This is a genomic window from Flavobacterium sediminilitoris (assembly GCF_023008245.1).
In the GTDB taxonomy this organism is placed as follows: domain Bacteria; phylum Bacteroidota; class Bacteroidia; order Flavobacteriales; family Flavobacteriaceae; genus Flavobacterium; species Flavobacterium sediminilitoris.
In genome coordinates this window covers 2,954,784-2,974,213 of the sequence record NZ_CP090145.1, presented here as the reverse complement: position 1 = coordinate 2,974,213, position 19,430 = coordinate 2,954,784, and the positions used below count along the sequence as shown (strand labels likewise).

Annotated in this window: 17 protein-coding genes; 12 read left to right on the top strand and 5 right to left on the bottom strand. The window is 28.6% G+C overall.

The features are described from left to right. Window positions 1-4 precede the first annotated feature (4 nt). The 3 genes from LXD69_RS13585 to LXD69_RS13575 all read left to right on the top strand — a co-directional run bounded on the left by LXD69_RS13585 (window position 5) and on the right by LXD69_RS13575 (window position 2,760). Window positions 5-211 carry a tautomerase family protein gene (locus LXD69_RS13585; protein ID WP_045967110.1) on the top strand — a complete coding sequence of 69 codons (207 nt, stop codon included), beginning with the start codon at window positions 5-7 and terminating at the stop codon, window positions 209-211. A 320-nt stretch (window positions 212-531) separates the two neighbouring features. Then, window positions 532-1,194, top strand: coding sequence for an HAD family hydrolase (locus LXD69_RS13580; RefSeq protein WP_045967109.1), 663 nt, complete (start codon window positions 532-534; stop codon window positions 1,192-1,194). 543 nt (window positions 1,195-1,737) lie between these two features. Continuing rightward, a complete protein-coding gene (locus LXD69_RS13575; RefSeq protein WP_246915803.1) occupies window positions 1,738-2,760 on the top strand; it encodes a hypothetical protein in 1,023 nt (340 codons plus the stop codon). 196 nt (window positions 2,761-2,956) lie between these two features. Here the strand turns inward: LXD69_RS13575 and LXD69_RS13570 are convergent, their stop codons facing one another. Beyond that, window positions 2,957-3,481 (bottom strand): hypothetical protein, encoded by a 525-nt coding sequence (locus tag LXD69_RS13570; protein ID WP_152640684.1) that lies wholly within the window; start codon window positions 3,479-3,481, stop codon window positions 2,957-2,959. A gap of 474 nt (window positions 3,482-3,955) precedes the next feature. On the opposite strand from LXD69_RS13570, the gene tyrS reads away from it, so the two are divergent. Next, a complete protein-coding gene (gene tyrS, locus LXD69_RS13565; protein ID WP_246915802.1) occupies window positions 3,956-5,164 on the top strand; it encodes a tyrosine--tRNA ligase in 1,209 nt (402 codons plus the stop codon). A gap of 62 nt (window positions 5,165-5,226) precedes the next feature. On the opposite strand, the gene glyA is transcribed toward tyrS, so the two are convergent. After that, window positions 5,227-6,501: a serine hydroxymethyltransferase gene (glyA, locus tag LXD69_RS13560; RefSeq protein ID WP_045967101.1), complete on the bottom strand. Its 1,275-nt coding sequence runs from the start codon at window positions 6,499-6,501 to the stop codon at window positions 5,227-5,229. Window positions 6,502-6,611: 110 nt separating this feature from the next. Between glyA and fahA the strand changes: the two genes are divergently transcribed. From fahA to LXD69_RS13540, 4 genes are all read left to right on the top strand, one after another. Beyond that, a complete protein-coding gene (gene fahA / locus LXD69_RS13555) occupies window positions 6,612-7,898 on the top strand; it encodes a fumarylacetoacetase (RefSeq protein ID WP_045967099.1) in 1,287 nt (428 codons plus the stop codon). Window positions 7,899-8,065: 167 nt separating this feature from the next. Next, complete coding sequence (locus LXD69_RS13550; protein WP_045967098.1) at window positions 8,066-9,244, top strand: hypothetical protein; 1,179 nt, start codon at window positions 8,066-8,068, stop codon at window positions 9,242-9,244. A gap of 139 nt (window positions 9,245-9,383) precedes the next feature. After that, complete coding sequence (locus LXD69_RS13545; RefSeq protein WP_045967097.1) at window positions 9,384-10,244, top strand: TolB family protein; 861 nt, start codon at window positions 9,384-9,386, stop codon at window positions 10,242-10,244. Window positions 10,245-10,251: 7 nt separating this feature from the next. Then, window positions 10,252-11,724: an N-acetylmuramoyl-L-alanine amidase gene (locus LXD69_RS13540; RefSeq protein WP_246915801.1), complete on the top strand. Its 1,473-nt coding sequence runs from the start codon at window positions 10,252-10,254 to the stop codon at window positions 11,722-11,724. A 39-nt stretch (window positions 11,725-11,763) separates the two neighbouring features. Here the strand turns inward: LXD69_RS13540 and ytxJ are convergent, their stop codons facing one another. Both ytxJ and LXD69_RS13530 read right to left on the bottom strand, forming a co-directional pair. Beyond that, window positions 11,764-12,159: a bacillithiol system redox-active protein YtxJ gene (gene ytxJ / locus LXD69_RS13535; RefSeq protein ID WP_045967088.1), complete on the bottom strand. Its 396-nt coding sequence runs from the start codon at window positions 12,157-12,159 to the stop codon at window positions 11,764-11,766. Between the two features lie 93 nt (window positions 12,160-12,252). Beyond that, a complete protein-coding gene (locus tag LXD69_RS13530) occupies window positions 12,253-13,173 on the bottom strand; it encodes an archaemetzincin (protein ID WP_246915800.1) in 921 nt (306 codons plus the stop codon). 217 nt (window positions 13,174-13,390) lie between these two features. On the opposite strand from LXD69_RS13530, the gene clpB reads away from it, so the two are divergent. Beyond that, a complete protein-coding gene (clpB, locus tag LXD69_RS13525) occupies window positions 13,391-15,982 on the top strand; it encodes an ATP-dependent chaperone ClpB (protein WP_045967086.1) in 2,592 nt (863 codons plus the stop codon). Between the two features lie 161 nt (window positions 15,983-16,143). Here the strand turns inward: clpB and LXD69_RS13520 are convergent, their stop codons facing one another. Beyond that, window positions 16,144-16,458, bottom strand: coding sequence for an HPF/RaiA family ribosome-associated protein (locus LXD69_RS13520; protein ID WP_045967084.1), 315 nt, complete (start codon window positions 16,456-16,458; stop codon window positions 16,144-16,146). A gap of 191 nt (window positions 16,459-16,649) precedes the next feature. Here LXD69_RS13520 and LXD69_RS13515 point away from each other — a divergent pair, with 191 nt between their 5' ends. The 3 genes from LXD69_RS13515 (at window position 16,650) to LXD69_RS13505 (ending at window position 19,333) form a co-directional block, all read left to right on the top strand. Continuing rightward, a complete protein-coding gene (locus LXD69_RS13515; protein ID WP_246915799.1) occupies window positions 16,650-17,228 on the top strand; it encodes a DJ-1/PfpI family protein in 579 nt (192 codons plus the stop codon). A gap of 265 nt (window positions 17,229-17,493) precedes the next feature. Continuing rightward, window positions 17,494-17,985, top strand: a complete 492-nt coding sequence (locus LXD69_RS13510; protein WP_045967080.1) for a T9SS type A sorting domain-containing protein — start codon at window positions 17,494-17,496, stop codon at window positions 17,983-17,985. A 4-nt stretch (window positions 17,986-17,989) separates the two neighbouring features. After that, on the top strand, window positions 17,990-19,333 hold the full coding sequence (locus LXD69_RS13505) for a hypothetical protein (RefSeq protein WP_052705088.1): 1,344 nt from the start codon (window positions 17,990-17,992) through the stop codon (window positions 19,331-19,333). Window positions 19,334-19,430 lie beyond the last annotated feature (97 nt).

Below are 19,430 nucleotides of genomic sequence, written 5' to 3'. Positions count from 1 at the left end.
CAATATGCCATACCTATCATTCGAATCTGGTCAGCTCGACGAAAAAGTAAAACAAAAACTAATAGCACAATTAACACAACTATCAGTAGAAATTACTGGAATTCCGAAAGAATATTTCTTCGTTTCCATAAAAGAAATACCAGACAGCGACATTGCTGTTGGTGGAAAAACAGTAGAAGCAATGAAAAATGAATTGAAAAAAAACAAATAAAAATTGCAAGCAAAAAGGCTGTCTGAAAAGTAATGAAACTTGTCATTTCGGATTTATTTTGGAATCTAATGAATGCTGAAATTCTGTATTTTAAAGAAACAAGCACAAACAAAGTGAACTAACGTAGTAAACAAGTTTAGTTGAATAAGATCTAACTTTTGAGACAGCCTCTCATTAATTAAATAACAGCCCGATTTAAATCTAATAAAATATACGTTACTGGAAGTTTTTTCAAAAATAATTGAATTACTTTTAAAATTGAAAATATTATAAAAAAACACTTAAAACAAACTTCCAATAATTCAAAAAGCAAATAAGACATGACGATCCAAAAAAAATATGACGGAATACTATTCGATTTAGACGGAACCCTACTAAATACACTAGGAATTTATACCCATATCATGAACGAACTCTTGAAAAAAAATAATTTCCCAACACACACCTCAAAAAAATATCGAAAATTTATTGGCAATGGAGCCCAAAACTTCATAGCACAATGTCTTCCGCAAAACCATAGAAAAGAAGAAACAATAATGCAAATAGGAAAGGAATTTCATCTAAACTATCAAAACAACTACACAACACATTCCGAAGTTTATACAGGCATTTTAGAACTTCTGGAAACACTACAATCAACTGGAAAACCAATAGCACTGCTTTCTAATAAATCCCATGAACTCACTTGCAAATGTGCCGAACATTTTTTCCCAACAATAAAATTCAAACAAATAATAGGACAATCCGATAGCTATAAAAAACCAGATCCAAAAGGAGCATTAGCCATTGCAAACACATTAAAACTACCTCTAGATAAATTAGTTCTTGTTGGCGATACAGAAGTTGATATAGTAACCGCACAAAATGCAGATATCGATAGCATTGCCGTTACTTGGGGATTCAGAGATGAAGAAGAACTAAAAATAGTAGCCCCAAAATATATCCTTAGCGAAACCAATCAATTAAAAAACTATTTACTCTAAAAGAGTACCATTTCCACAAAAAAAGAAAACAAATGTTTTAAACCCAAATAATGTCTAATGCATAATTTGGGTTAAAACCAACAACAATACCCTTTTATTATTTTGTGAAATACCCCACACACAATACTATCTTTGAAAAAAAAACAATGAATTAAAATACTTCCTCAGTTCGTCTTTAGCTCGGGTTACTAAACTCCAAAATAAATAGAAAAAATGAAGCAAACCGACTCCGAATTCACCCTTATGGAGTTATCAAAAAATTATGAAAGAGAAAATCAAGAGGCTATTATGCCTCTTTTTTTTAGAGTAGTTTTTCTGTTGTTTTTTTAATGTTTAACTTCACTTTTAGACATACTTGACCTTACCTATAAAATTATCTTTTACAAAAACTTATTTTTTAGCTTAAGCCAATTAATGTTGAATGATTACATTCAAAAAAGTTTTTTAGTGTAGCTTAAATACGCTATTTTTAATTGATTTTATAATACAAATTAAAATAAATGGAGGTTTTATACAAACTGACGTTGTACATAATTTAAAGAAATGCTTAAATCAAATCTAACATTAATATTTATTCTTTTTCATTTTTTTTTATTTAGTCAATCAAAAGTTAATCCAACCGAATTAACCTTTGAAAAAAAGAATATTCCTGAAAAGATTAAAAAAATCACTCAGTATAAATCAGATACTATTATAAATATTCGCGAATTTGATTCAGTAAAAAATTTGGTATTTAGTTATTCAAATGAATATGTTGGTGAAAATTGGAATAATAAATATTTAACAACTATACGAGCAAATATTTTTGAAAAAAACAACAAAATATCTAAAAAATATTATCTCCATTCTAACGTTGGAATAAATATTGATTACTATGAGTATGATAAAAATGGTTTTAATAAAAAAATATATACGAAGAACAATAATTTTGAAGATGATGAAAAATTAACTAATACAAATCCATATTCTTACATCTTTAAAATTGAATCTATAAATGATTTGATAAATAATGATGAAATAATCCGAATTGAAGAACTTGCAGATAAATATTTAGAATTCGAAAAAGAATATGACTCAATTGGAAATTTAATTAAAGAAATGTCTTTTAATAGTTTAAATCAAAAAGAATGGACAGAACATTCTTTTTATGATGATGACAATAATTTAATATATTCTGTTTCTGAAGAATCTCAAAATACTTTTAATTTTTTATATTCTTACAACAAAAATAAGCTTTCACAAAGTGTAAGAATTTCTCAAGATAAAATCAAAATGTTAAAAAAAGTTGATTATATAATGCTATATAAATATGATAAAAAAGGCAGATTAATAAAAGAAATGATAATACGAGATGGTAAAGTAGATTATAAATATGATTATAAATACGGGAAAGATGATTACATTAAAAAAATAATTACATATCTGTATAACTCTCAAAAACCATCTATAATTCAAGAATTTTATTATAATGAAAAAGGAAGTATCATTAAAGAAAAAATAAAATATTATAGATCAAATGAAAAAATTGTAAATAAATATTTCTACAAATATGAATTCTATAAATAAAAACTACGTGAACACAGCTAAGGTTTTATTGCATGCGAAGCAAAAACAATGAATTAAAATACTTCCTCAGTTCGTCTTTAGCTCGGGTTACTAAACTCCAGAATAAATAGACAAAATGAAGTAAACCGTTTATATTCTCACTACAATGTTTAATATATAATTTGGTTTTAACTGTAAGTTGATAGAAGAGTTGACATTACTTATTAACTAACGCTTTCTCTAATAATTTATGCTGAAGCTCTAAAGTTTTAAGTTTTATTTTTAACTGAGTTTGTTCATATAGACTATACCTCTTTACCGTTTCCATAGCTTTACGTTCTATTATTTTTAAGGTTTCATATTCAAAATCCACAAACTTTTTTTTAGACAATGCTAAATTTACAAAATCTATTGTTCGCATTGCTGCTTGGTATTTGTTTTCTGTTTCTTTATACTTTTTTTGTAAACGAAATTGCTTTATAACAACATCTTTTAATTCTGCTTCTAACTTTACAAGTTGTTCTTGTATTTGTTGTTTTTCAATTGTTTTTCTATGGAGACTTTCCAATGGCAATTCACTGGCAACCTTTAATAAAAAACCAAATTTTTCTCTCGATTTAACAGGTAAACCACGATATCCTATTTTATGCATAGACCATTGGCTCCTACTTACATTAAGCAACATTGCCATTTCTTCTTGTGGTATCAGCATTTTTGCTTTAAAAATGGTTTCTTTTTTCATATCTAAATTATTTTGTAGTGATGTTTTACTTTCGTTCCTAAAATTTGTGTCTTTAATTTTCAAAAAATAAATTTGCCACGCTTTTTGTTGCAAATTTTATTTTTTTTTTGAATTTGCAACAAAAAGCGTGGCAAATTGAAATAAAAAAAAGAAATGACACAAGAATTATAAAAATATGGAACACTACTTTATCGAAAAACAAAAAAGATGCCAATCTAAATTTTTTAAAAAAATTATAAATCAGTTTTACTAAAAAACAAAAAATTGTAAGAATTTAAAAAAAAATGTATATTTGTATTAGAATGAAATTCCTAAAAAACATATTACGTTTGCCTTTTTTCAGTACCTATTATTGCTCAATAATGGGCATAAATGTATATGTATATAAGACTAAACAACATTGTTGATATAAAATTAATACACTATAAACTTAAAGCCCGAACATAACGTTCGGGCTTTTTTATTTTAAAAAAAATGGAAATACTAGAATTACTAAAAGAAAATGTAGAAATTATATTACCTGAAAACGGATTAGAACAAAAACTACAAGAAGCCAAAAATGAAAATCGAAAATTAAAAATCAAATTAGGTTTTGACCCTACTGCTCCTGATTTACATTTAGGACATGCTGTTGTGCTTAAAAAAATGAGACAATTTCAAGATCATGGGCATCAAATTATAATCTTAGTTGGTAGTTTTACTGCTAGGATTGGAGATCCAACAGGAAAAAATAAAAGCCGAAAACCATTAAGTATAGAAGAAGTACAACAAAATGCTGAAACTTATATAGAACAACTCTCCAAAATTATAGACATAAATAAAGCAAAAATCGTTTTCAATTCCGATTGGTTAGATTGTTTACCGTTTTCGGAAGTTTTACAACTTATGTCTAAAATAACGCTAGCTCAACTCATGCAACGCAAGGATTTTAACAAACGCTTTACCGAAAATACACCTATTGCAATGCATGAACTCATTTACCCTATTCTACAAGGCTTTGATTCTGTTCAATTAAAATGCGACATTGAAATGGGAGGAACTGATCAATTATTTAACTGTGCAATGGGAAGACAATTACAAGAAGCACATGAAATGGCACCGCAAACTGTAATGTGTATGCCTCTTTTAAGAGGAACTGATGGCGTTGAAAAAATGAGTAAGTCTTTAAATAACACTATCGGACTAACCGACGAGCCTAACAATATGTTTGGAAAAACCATGTCAATACCTGATAGTTTAATAATGGAGTTTTTAAATTTAACAACCCATTTCTCAGAAGATGAAAAACGACAGATAAGTCTACAATTGACAAATGGAGAAAATCCAATGAATATTAAAAAGATAATTGCAAAAAATATTATAACACAATATCATAGTGAAAAAGCAGCAATAGAGGCAGAAGCTTTTTTTACAAATCAATTTCAAAATAAAAAATTTGAAGATAAAAACTTTAAACAAATTTCAATAAGTACTTTAAACTTACAGACAAAAGCAATAACAACAGTAGAATTATGCAAAATTTTTAAAAATGATTTATCCAATTCTGCAATTAGACGACTTATAGAAAGCGGAGCAGTTCAAATTAATAATGAAAAAATGAAAGAACCCTACAAAGCAATTGAAGTAGTAAAAAATTTAAAAATAAAAATCGGCAAACTCGATTTCTACGAACTACAAGAATAGTTAAACATAAAAAAACTCCTGATTTCTCAGGAGTTTTTTATAATTATATTGTTTCTTTTCAATTAAAAAACAAACATAGCTCTTTCACCCATTAAATCATTTACTTCTTCAGCAACTTGTTCTAAGACTGCTTCATCAGTATGATTCATGATTACTTTATCAATTAAAGCTACAATAACTTCCATATCGTTTTCGTCTAAACCACGAGTAGTAATTGCTGATGTACCTACACGAATTCCTGATGTTACAAATGGTGATTTATCATCAAAAGGAACCATGTTTTTGTTTACTGTTATTTCAGCTTTTACTAATGCATTTTCAGCTTCTTTTCCAGTAATATTTTTATTTCTTAAGTCAATCAACATCATATGATTATCTGTTCCTCCAGAAATAATTTTATATCCTCTACTCACAAATGCAGCAGCCATAGCCTGTGCATTTTTTCTAACTTGCATAGTGTATCTGAAAAACTCATCTGTTAAAGCTTCTCCAAAGGCAACAGCTTTAGCCGCAATAATATGCATTAAAGGACCACCTTGATTTCCAGGAAAAACAGACATATCTAAAATATGAGACATCATTCTAGTTTCACCTTTAGGTGTTTTTAAACCCCATGGATTTTCAAAATCTTTACCCATCATAATCATTCCACCTCTAGGACCTCTTAATGTTTTATGAGTAGTAGTAGTAACAATATGACAATGAGGAATTGGATCATTTAATAATCCTTTTGCGATTAATCCTGCTGGATGAGAAATATCTGCTAATAATAAAGCCCCTACACTATCTGCAATTTCACGAAAACGTTTAAAATCCATATCTCTAGAATAAGCAGAAGCTCCCGCAATAATCATTTTTGGTTTTTCAGCTAATGCAATTTCTTGAATTTTATCGTAATTTAATAATCCTGTTTCTTCTTCTACTCCATAAAATGAAGGAGAATATAACTTACCTGAAAAATTAACTGGTGAACCATGAGTTAAATGACCACCATGTGATAAATCAAAACCTAATATTTTGTCACCTGGTTGCAAACAAGCTGCAAACACTGCTGTATTTGCCTGAGAACCCGAATGCGGTTGTACATTTACATATTCAGCCCCAAATAATGCTTTTGCTCTATCTATTGCTATTTGTTCTACAATATCTACTACTTCACATCCTCCATAATAACGCTTACCTGGATATCCTTCAGCATATTTATTTGTTAATACAGAACCCGCAGCTTCCATCACTTGGTCACTTACAAAGTTTTCTGAGGCAATTAGTTCAATTCCGTGAATTTGCCTGTCTTGCTCGTCAAGAATCAGGTCAAAAATTTGTTCGTCGCGTTGCATTTCTTAGTAATTCGTTAAAATTTATTCAAATTTACAAAAAAGGTTTGTTAAATAACCAGTAAAGTTTATATTTGGTATATAATTTTTCAACAACAAATTAACATTATATTATGCCAAATATAGCAAACGATCCGAAGAGAAAATCATGGATAAATGTCCCTGAAAACAGTGACTTCCCTATTCAAAATATTCCCTTTGGTGTTTTCATTACTAAAGAAGATGTAATTACTATAGGAACTAGAATAGGTAACTCTGCAATAGACATGGGGGCATTACAACAATTAGGATATTTTGAAGGAATTGAGCTTACAGATGATATGTTCATGCAAGATACTCTTAATGATTTTATCTCTGATGGTAAAAAAACATGGCGATTAGTACGAAACCGATTAGCACATATTTTTGATGCTGAAAATCCTAAACTTCGTGATAATAAAAAACATTGCGATATTATTATTTTCGACATGAAAGATGTAGAAATGTTATTACCTGTTCAAATAGGTGACTATACTGATTTTTATAGCTCTAAAGAACATGCTACAAACGTAGGTAAAATGTTTCGAGATCCAGATAATGCATTATTACCAAACTGGCTTCATATTCCTGTAGGATATCACGGTAGAAGTTCAACTATTGTTCCTAGTGGAGTTGCAGTAAGAAGACCTAACGGACAAACATTACCTGCTGGTGAAACACAACCTGTTTTTGGACCATCAAAATTAGTCGATTTTGAACTTGAAACAGCGTTTATAACTACTGATGCAAACTTAATGGGTGAAGCAATTCCTATAGGTGAAGCAGAAGATTATATTTTTGGAATGGTTCTTTTTAATGACTGGAGTGCTCGTGACATTCAAAAATGGGAATATGTTCCATTAGGACCATTTTTAGCTAAAAACTTTGCCTCGTCAATTTCTCCATGGATTGTAACAATGGATGCTTTAGAACCTTTTAGAACTAAAGGTCCAGAGCAAAATCCAGAGCCATTAGCTTATTTACAACAAAGTGGCGATCATGCTTTTGATATTAATTTACAAGTAGCGATTCAGCCAGAAAATGCAGAAGAAACTGTGGTTTCTAATTCTAATTTTAAATATATGTATTGGTCAATGTGCCAACAGTTAACTCATCATACTGTCAATGGTTGTAGAGTGAATTCTGGTGACATGATGGGAAGTGGAACTATTTCTGGACCAACAGAAGATTCTTTTGGCTCAATGCTAGAATTAACATGGGGTGGAAAAAATCCTATAAAACTAAATGATGGTAGTGAAAGAAAATTTATTAACGATAATGACACTGTAATCATTAGAGGATATTGCCAAAATTCTGACATAAGAATTGGGTTTGGTGAATGTTCTAGTAAACTACTTCCTGCTGTAGATTTAAAATTTTAAAATAATAATTAAAATTCATAAAAAACTCCAAAAAATATTTTTTGGAGTTTTTTTTAGATCAAATAAAACTGGCATCTTTTTTGTCTTGCTAAAAAAAACAAAAAGATATAACAGAGAGCCGCCTTTCTACTTCTAAAAAATTTTATCTTTGCCAAAATAATTTATTTATGAAAAAAATTACTTTTATTCTTCTATTTTTATTAATCATTAGTTGTGGTGTAAAACAAACACAATCTATGCTTAGTAATGGAAACTACGACGGTGCAATTGAAAATGCAGTAGATGCATTACGTACAAACAAAACAGCCAAAGGAAAACAAGACTATGTTTATCTTTTAGAAGAATCATTTGCTAAAGCTAAAGAACGTGATCAATCTTCTTTAAACTTATTAATTAAAGAAAATAATCCTGCAAATTATGAACGTATTTACAATTTGTATAGTAAAATGAGATCGCGTCAGGAAAGAATTAAACCATTACTCCCTCTTCCTTTATTAAAAGAAGGTAGAAATGCTATTTTTCCTATGGATGATTATTCTGATGAAATTATTAGTAGTAAAAATAATTTATCTGGTTTTTTATACATAAATGCAAAAAAATTAATGACTTCTCAAAACAAAATGGATTTTCGCCAAGCTTTTGATGATTTACGTTATTTAGATGAATTAAATCCTAATTATAAAGACGTGAGAGCTTTAATGGATCAAGCTCAATTAAAAGGAACCGATTTTGTTCATGTATATACAAAAAATGAAACAAATATGGTTATTCCTACTCGTTTACAAGATGATTTATTAGATTTTAGTACGTATGGAATAAATGATAAATGGACTGTATATCATAACAATCGTCAAAAAAACATTAACTATGACTATGGGATGATTGTTAACTTTAGAGGTATTGTTATTTCTCCTGAACAGGTTCGTGAAAAACAATTCATTAAAGAAAAGCAAATTAAAGATGGAACAAAAACACTTTTAGATTCGAATGGAAATGTAGTGAAAGATAGTATTGGAAACGCAATTAAAGTAGACAACTTCAAAACAATTAAAGTTAATATTTACGAATTTACACAATTCAAATCATGCCAAGTAACAGCTAAAATAGATTATGTAGATTTTAGAACCAATCAATTAATTAATGCTTTTCCTATTACTAGTGAATTTATTTTTGATTACATCTATGCTAATTATAATGGTGACAAACGTGCTTGTGAAGCTGATTATTACCAATATTTTGAAAGACGAGCTGTTCCTTTTCCTAGTAATGAACAGATGATATATGATACAGGGGAAGATTTAAAAATTAAACTAAAAGGAATTATAACAAATAATAGATTTAGATAGTAATATTATCTATATAATAGTTAAAACACATTGCCAAAACAATGTGTTTTTTTGTTTTTAATGTTTATTTTACAAAATAATTAACATTTTTTTTAAATAATATATTACATTTACCTTGTATAATATAAAACAAATAAACATGAAAAAAAGACTATTTTACTATTTTCTGTTTGCTTTTAGTATTACTATAAGCAATGCTCAAGAATTAAAAAATCTTGAAAGAATCAATTTAGAAGGTTATTTTACAAATCCTGTAGTATCACCAAATGGGAAATTTGTATTACTAACCAATGAACATTTTAACGGTGTGTTTTTATTAAATTTAAGCACGCAAGAAGTCAATAAAATTTCTGAAAAACAAGGTAGTGGTTACGGCTATTCATGGGATAGAAATAGCGAATCATTCTATTTTAAACAAAAAAACAAGGATGAATTCTATTCTAATTCAAAAACGTATAGCTATACTATAAACAATAAAGAAATTACTGAACTTCCTGAGATTAATCATAATTATTTACCTTCCTTTAATGGTTTCTACAAAGAGAATGAATCTCAAATCGTTGTTTATACAAATTTAGAAACATTAAAAATTCATGCTAGAGATTTAATTTCTCAAAAAGATTGGGTTGTAACTAATGATGAGGGACAATTTTACAATGCACTATTATCTCATGATTCAAAAAAAGTAGCAGTACACAACGGTGCAGATATATATGTATATGATATATATGGGAAAGAAGAAAGTATAAAAATAGGAACTGGAATTGCCACATCATGGTCTCCAAACGATAACTATTTAATTGGCTTTTTAGACCAAAGCTCTGATGGTCACACTATAGATAATTCTGAAATTTATATATTCAGTCCAGCAAAATATAGTCCAAAGAAACTTACTAATACAGAAGTTTTTTCAGAAATGTTTCCTTCATTTATAGAAAATGATAGAATACTTTTCTCTGATGATAAAACAGGCCGAATATATTCATTTAACATAAAATAAGACGATTATGAAAAATCTATATACACTACTTACCATATTATTGTTTTCATTTTGCTTAAATGCACAAATAATAGTAATAGATCCAGGTCATGGATATGGCTCTTCTACAAGTAACAATCCAGATGGAAGAACTGCAACAGAAATAGAAACTGCATTAGCAGTAGGTTTAAAAACGAAAACATTAATACAAAATAACTGTTCTGCTTTAACTGTAAATATGACTAGAACAACAAACATAAATGGTTGGACTTCAGTTACACAAAGAGCGCAAATGTCAAACAACTGGAATGCAGATAGACTTATTAGTATTCATTGTAATGCTGGTGGCGGAACTGGTACTGAAACTTTCTATTGTACTTATGATGATACTAGCACTACTCCAGATATCAATTTTTCTAAAAAAATTCAAGCAGATATGGTTACTAATGGTTCTTTTAATAACAGACGTTGTGTAGAAGATAATTCTTATTTATCTTATCATTTAGGCGTTTTACGTTATTCATCAGCAACAGCTTGTTTAAACGAAATAGGGTTTGTAGACCACTCCACAGATGCTGCAAAGTTAAATAGTAATACTTGGAGAGATAAATTTGCATTATCTTACTTCAATTCATTAAAATCTAACTTAAATATTACTTGTAGCGCATCTTCTGCTCCTGGTAGTTTTTCATTAACTGCAACACCAGAATGTGTTAACAATTCTAGTAGAATTAATTTAACATGGACATCATCTGCTAATGCAACTTCTTACGATATATATAGAAATGGTTCTCTATATGCTAGTAACATAGCAGGAACTTCTTTCTTAAATACATACGTAACTTCTGGAACTACATATACTTATTATATTAAAGCTAAAAATGCATCTGGTTCTATAAATAATTCAAATGGAACACTAACTAGAACTGCTGCTTGTACTCCAGGATCATTTACTTTAACAGCTTCAGCAACATGCAGTGGATCAACAAGTGCAATTAACTTAACATGGACTACTTCTGCAAATGCAACTTCTTATGATATTTATAGAAACGGAAATCTATATGCTAGTAATGTAACAGGAAATTCATTTTTAAATACATATTTAATTAATGCAGGATCAGTTTATACCTATTATATTAAGGCTAAAAATAGTTCTGGAACATTAAATAACTCAAATGGAAGCAGATCTGTAACAGCAACTAGTTGTGCTGCAAAAGCGAGTAATGAGAATGATGAACAGTTAGAATTTAATGGTGAAATTTCACTTTATCCAAATCCTGCAATAAATGAAATTACATTTGAAATTAATAATGTTCAAAGTAAAAACGTTACTTTAGATATTTTTGACATTTCTGGAAAACGTATTAAAAACATGAAATTAAATTCAGATAATGACTTAATCCAACAACAACTTAATATTTCTGAATTTGCTAGTGGTATTTACTTTATCAATTTCACTATTGATAATAAAGAATACTTAAAGAAATTCGTTAAACAATAATTAAAAATTAAAAACGCTTTCAAATTTGAAAGCGTTTTTTTATACAAATTGTTTTAAATCTTCAACAGCAATGCCTTCATGTGAAGCATTATAAACTGCCTTTCCTTCTTTTACAACTAAAATTTGAGGAGATTGATGCATTATTCCATAACGATTTGTTATTTCATTAGAAATATCTCTATGATTTAATAAATCCAGTAAATACCAATCTAATTCCGAATCACTAAAATTAAATCCATTATCAAATTGTCTCAAAACAGTTCTACTGATAATACATCTTGTGCTATGTTTAAAAAGCACTACAGGTTTATCTTTTGAAATAGCATCAATTTCATCTAATTGCGACTGACTGTCTAAAGTGTAAAACTTAGCCTCTTCCCTATTTTCTTTATCCTCATTTGAACTTCCACCAAATATATTTTTTAAAAAACTCATAATTATCTTTTTATTTTTACAAAGTTACTAAAATACAAAAGCTTTAAAATTAGCTTTTTTACATATTTACATAACAAAAATTCCTTAAAAAGGTTATTTATTAATAAGCATAATATCTCTTTGTTTACTTAAAATAGATGCGTCTTCATTTAAATGATGCTTCTCCATAAAAGAAATTAATTTATTTAATCTAGCCACATTATCAAAATTCAAATTCCATGATAATTTTGACAAACATTCAGTACAAAGTGCATTTGGTCTAGAATCAGATTCTCTTAAATTATTTGAACCATTCATCAAGCAAATAGCGTAAGTACAATGTTTAATTGTAAACATATGACTTATTTCATGAACCGATGTTTTTATAATACGCATTAAACATTTGGAATAATTTGTTTCATCTATTGATCCATCTGAGTATCTAAAAATAGAAGATACACCAGTTCTCTTTTTATAGCTAGCCAATCCAAAAACAAAATTCCATGATGGTCTAGGATACAAATCTTTTGCAGTAATTCCCATAATAACAATTCCATCTTTTGGTGTTTTTTTAGGTAATATACTATTAATAATATATGATGCATTTAACTGATTATTACCATTATGAAACCTTTGCTGAGTTTTAGGTATACTATTTTCTGAAATAGAAGGAAGTTGAACCGTTTTTAAATTAAAAAAAAGTTCAATGTATTCTGTGTTCCAATTTATTATTTTTTGTTCCCAAGGAGTAAAAGTACCTATAGGTTGAATATAAATGATATTTATATCTTTAAAAGGGGAAACAGGATTTGATTTTATATAATCACTATAAGATTGTTCTTTTTCATGATTATTATATAACCATTCACCTGGTTTGGGCTGTTCAAGTTTTATATTCAAATCTGTTAGTAACTCATAATTAGGCAATTTTAAATCCCCTTTCTCTAATTTTATGTGTTCAATTATAGTTTCAGTTTCTTTCGCTTTCTCATTACAAGAAAATAAAATTAAGAAAAATAAAAATATTGGTTTCATAATATTGAATATTGGTTCAGTCAAAATAGCAAAAAATAAGCCAATATGACTTGTTTTCGATGTTTAAAAAGATAAAAATAGCAAAAAATACGTCATTTTGACATAAAAAATGAATTGGAACGTAAATTGACTAAATACATTTGAAATTAATAATAATACAAACTTTACAAATATAAAGAATAGACTAAATCAATCTACATAAAATAAATAAGACAATATGAACTTTAATAATTTTACAATAAAATCACAAGAGGCCATACAACAAGCGCAACAAATTGCTCAAAGTTATGGTCATCAACAAATAGAAAATGAACATATTTTTAAAGGAATACTAGAAGTCGATGAAAATGTGACACCATTCCTTCTAAAAAAACTCAATGTAAATGTTGAGTTGTTCAAAAAAGTTTTAGATAGCACTTTACAAAGTTTTTCTAAAGTTTCAGGAACAGATATTATGCTTTCTAGAGAAGCAAGTTTAGCTTTAAATGAAGCTTCAATCATTGCTAAAAAAAGAAATGATGAATTTGTATCCATTGAACACCTTGTATTAGCTATTTTTAAATCGAAAAGTAAAGTTGCACAAATTTTAAAAGATCAAGGTGTAACAGAAAAAGGATTAGATAGTGCTATTACAGAACTTCGAAAAGGAGAGCGAGTAACATCAGCTTCAGCCGAAGAAACCTATAATGCATTAAACAAATATGCTAAAAACCTTTGCGAATTAGCTAAAAATGGTAAACTAGATCCCGTTATTGGTCGTGATGAAGAAATCCGAAGAGTATTACAAATTTTAACAAGAAGAACAAAAAACAATCCAATGTTGATTGGTGAACCTGGAGTTGGTAAAACAGCTATTGCAGAAGGTTTAGCACATCGTATTGTAGATGGTGATGTTCCAGAAAACTTAAAAGACAAAATCATCTACTCTTTAGATATGGGAGCATTAATTGCTGGAGCTAAATACAAAGGTGAATTTGAAGAGCGTTTAAAATCAGTCGTAAAAGAAGTAACTTCAGCAGAAGGAGACATCGTTCTTTTTATTGATGAAATCCATACACTTGTTGGTGCAGGTGGTGGAGAAGGCGCAATGGACGCAGCAAACATTTTAAAGCCAGCATTAGCCCGCGGAGAATTAAGAGCTATTGGTGCAACTACTTTAGATGAATACCAAAAATATTTTGAAAAAGACAAAGCATTAGAACGTCGTTTTCAAAAAGTTAATGTTGACGAACCTGACACTGAAAGTGCAATTTCAATTTTACGTGGAATAAAGGAAAAATATGAAACACATCATAAAGTTCGTATTAAAGATGATGCCATCATTGCCGCAGTAGAACTTTCTCAACGCTATATTACAAATCGTTTTCTTCCAGATAAAGCAATTGATTTAATGGATGAAGCCGCTTCAAAATTGCGTATGGAAATTAATTCAAAACCCGAAGAATTAGATGTTTTGGATCGAAAAATTATGCAATTGGAAATTGAAATTGAAGCTATAAAACGTGAAAATGATGAAACAAAGCTAAAAGCACTTGGTTTAGAGTTAGCAAACTTAAAAGAAGAACGAAATGAAATCTATGCAAAATGGAAATCAGAAAAAGATGTAGTAGATAGCATTCAATCTATTAAACAAGAAATTGAAGATTATAAAGGAGAAGCTGAGCGAGCTGAACGAGATGGTGATTATGGAAAAGTAGCTGAAATTAGATATGGAAAAATCAAACAATCTCAAGAGAAATTAGATGCTTTACAAATTCAGTTACAAGAAAATCAATCTGGAACTTCTTTAATAAAAGAAGAAGTAACAAATGAAGATATTGCTGAAGTTGTAGCAAAATGGACTGGAATTCCGGTTACTAAAATGCTACAAAGCGATCGTGAAAAACTCTTAAAATTAGAAGATGAATTACACAAAAGAGTTGTAGGACAAGAAGAAGCTATTGAAGCAATTTCTGATGCTGTTCGTAGAAGTCGTGCTGGCTTACAAGACATAAAAAAACCATTAGGATCTTTCTTGTTTTTAGGAACAACTGGTGTTGGTAAAACCGAATTAGCAAAAGCATTAGCAGAATATCTTTTTGATGATGAAAATGCCATAACACGTATTGATATGAGTGAATATCAAGAACGCCATAGCGTAAGCAGATTAGTTGGAGCTCCTCCTGGATATGTAGGATATGATGAAGGTGGACAATTAACGGAAGCTGTAAGAAGAAGACCATATTCAGTAGTTTTATTAGATGAAATTGAAAAAGCGCATCCAGATACTTTTAATATTTTGTTACAAGTACTAGATGAAGGTCGTCTTACAGATAATAAAGGACGTTTAGCTGATTTTAAAAATACAATTATCATAATGACTTCAAACATGGGTAGTCATATTATACAAGAAAAATTTGAAAATTTAAAAGGAAGTATAGATGCTGCAACTGAAGCTGCTAAAATTGAAGTTTTAGGATTATTAAAACAAACAGTTCGACCAGAGTTCATAAATCGTATTGATGAAATTGTAATGTTTACACCGTTAACACAAGATAATATTCGTCAAATTGTACAATTACAATTAAAAGGATTAACTAAAATGTTAGCGCATCAACATATTACAATGGATGCAACACCTGAAGCTATTGATTATTTAGCTACAAAAGGATATGATGCAGAATTTGGAGCAAGACCTGTAAAAAGAGTTATTCAAAGAGAGGTTTTAAATCAATTATCTAAAGAAATACTTTCTGGTACAATTAGTAATGATAGTATTATTTTATTAGACAGTTTTGATGGAAAATTAGTTTTTAGAAATCAATCTTAAAAAAAGAAACAGTAAACATATAATATAGTTGGTTAAAAAACACCTTGCATTTGTGAAAAAATGTTGGGTGTTTTTGCTTTTTCAGTCCATTATAAAACACAATCAAATAAAAAACCCAATCATTTTAAATGATTGGGTTTAACTGTAAAGAGTATCACTTATTAAGCTTCTCGCATTTTTTCATAGGTTGTTCCCATAACTTTTTTAACTTTTTCAAGTGCTCCAAAAAATGCTTTCTCAATAGTATCGGCAAAATCCGTAACAGCTAAGGGTTGTTTTTTAGCTATTCTAACTTCAATTAAACACCTTTTGTCATTTTTACCAAATTTTTCACTATTCTCATCTCCAAAATGAACTTCTATTCTAGTTATTTTATCATCAAAACGAGATAATTCATTTTTTAATTCCGAAGTATAGAAATTAACTAATCGCTCGTTTCCTTCAATGTTTTTGTCCGTGTTTATTTGAATCTGCATACTTATATTTTTATTGATTTGTATAAAGTTACTGACAATAAAAATCTCTACAAAAAATTTAGCATAAGTTTAGGAAAACTATCTTATTTTAAAAATATTTGGAAACTTAGAGAACAGAATCCTAAACAAAATAGACTATATATAGGAAGAATTCTTTTTATATTTGAAGAAAAATACCTAACTAAATTTATATGAAGAGAAACGTTGGAATATTAATTTTTAACGAAGCAGAAGTTTTAGATTTTGCAGGACCATTTGAAGTTTTTTCTGTTACTTCAGAACTAAATAATTATAAACTATTCAATGTTTTCACTATAGCGAAAGAACTTAAACCTATTTCAGCAGTAAACGGTCTATCAATTAATCCAAAGTTTGACTTTAATAACTGTCCTCCTATTGATATTTTAATTATTTCAGGAGGAATTGGAACTGTTGAACAAATGAAAGATCATGAAATTTTAAATTGGATTAAAAAAATCCATGAAAACACAGAATTTACATTAAGTATATGTTCTGGATCACGATTACTTGGAGCATTAGGTATTTTAGATAATCAACCATACTGCACACATAAAGACGTTTATAAACACATGAGTAAAATTGTAACAAATGGTTTTCCACAAAAATCAAAGCGATTTGTTTCATCTAATAAAGTATATACTTCTGGTGGAATATCTGCTGGAATTGATTTATCATTTCATATAGTAGAAAAATTACATGGTAAAGAGATAGCAAAGAAAACAGCCGAATATATGGAATATTCCATATAAATTATTCATTACATATCAATCCTCATTAACTTGAGGATTTTTTTTTATATGATAAAAACAGGTATTTATACCTATTTCCTTTTTTCTTTTTATAAGTATTTTTGTATTAGATAACATAAAAACAAAATAAAAGCTAAAAAAATAAATATTTTTAATTAATTTTAACATAAATATTTAATTTAAATCTATTATTTAACATAATACTTAAATTACTTAACCTACTAATTTTTGTCAATTATATTAATGTAATTAAAAAAATGATACTATGGTAAAAAACAAAAAAACACTACTATTAACAATTACATGCTGTACATTCAGTATATTAAATTGTTTAGCGCAAGAATCCCCTACCTCGGCTGGCGGAAACTTAACAGGCTCTAACGGCTCTGTTTCCTACTCAGTAGGACAAGTCGTATACCTTACTCAAACTGGATCAAATGGAAGTATTTCTCAAGGTGTTCAACAACCTTACGAAATTTCAGAAGTTTTAGGTACTGAAAATTTTACAAACTTAATACAAGATGTAAAAATATATCCAAACCCAACAGCCCATAACCTTACATTAAATTTAATTAATGACAACAATTTAGCTTTACACTTCCAAATAATAGATTTAAATGGTAAAGTATATAAAAGTGAAAAAATTACGAGCAATGAAACAAATATATCTGTTTCTTCACTACCATCATCAATCTATTTTCTAAAAATCCTAAACCAAAATCAAGAAATAAAAACATATAAAATAATTAAAAAATAATCCCATGAAAAAATTATACTCTTTTTTAGCAATTATTGCATTTTCATTAAATATATTTAGTCAAGCTCCAGAAAAAATGAGCTATCAAGCAGTAGTAAGAGATGCTAGTGATGCTTTAATCGTTTCAACTACTGTAGGAATGCAAATAAGCATTTTAGAAGGATCTTCTACAGGGACACCTGTTTATGTTGAAACTCAAACACCAACCACAAATACAAACGGTCTTATTAGCATTGAAATAGGAAATGGAACAGTAGTATCTGGTGATTTCACAACTATTGATTGGTCTACGGGTTCTTATTTTATTAAAACTGAAACAGATCCAACTGGTGGAACTTCTTATACTATAACTGGAGAAAGTCAATTACTAAGTGTGCCTTATGCATTGTTTTCAAAAAACTCAGGTGGAGTTGCAGGTGCAGAATGGACTACTAATGGTAACAATATTAATAATACAAATACTGGAAGTGTTGTAGTAGGTCCAAATGTAAATAATTCAAACTTAAATTTTTATGTAACCAATACAGGATCACCAAAAATGGCTATTGGTAACATGAACAATTTTAACAATGTAAACTCTGGAGAACTACATTTTGCAGAAGACACTAATTATTCTTCTTCTGAATGTGGTATCAAACTTCAACACAATGGAGCCTTAAACAACCTTTATATAATAGGAGGATGTCCAACTTCAGATACAATTGCAAGATTCGGTAGAGAAGGAAATACTAATTTAAGACAATTGAGATTAGGAACTAATTACAATATGAACACTGGAGTTCAGCTTTCTGTAGATGGAAATTCAGATTTTACAGGAGATGTAAATATTATTGGAAATTTAAATGTTACAGGTAATATAGCAAAAGGCGGTGGTACATTTAAAATTGATCATCCATTAGATCCTAAAAACCAATATTTAATCCACAGTTTTGTAGAATCACCTGAAATGATGAATATTTACTCTGGAAATGCTACAACTGATAACAATGGATACGTTACTGTAACTTTACCTAAGTATTTTGAAGCAGCAAATAAAGACTTTAGATATCAATTAACTAGTATAGGTTCTTTCTCACAAGCAATTATTAAAGAAAAAATTTCAGGAAACAAATTTGTAATACAAACTAGTACTCCAAATGTTGAAGTAAGCTGGCAAATAACAGCAGTAAGAGCTGATAAATTTGCAAATGAAAATAGAATCATTCCTGAAAAAGAAAAAGAATTTAAAGGTACATACTTACATCCTGAATTATATGGTGCTAGTGAAGAGCAATCAGAAAATTTCGTAAGAAATCAAAAAGCTATTAAAGAAGCTACAACTCAAACCAACAATGCAGATGGTCAATAACAAATAATTACTTTTTTAATTATGAAAACACTTAATATTTGTAAAACAATATTAGGTGTTTTTTATTTTAATAAAGTATAAAAACAGGTATTTATAC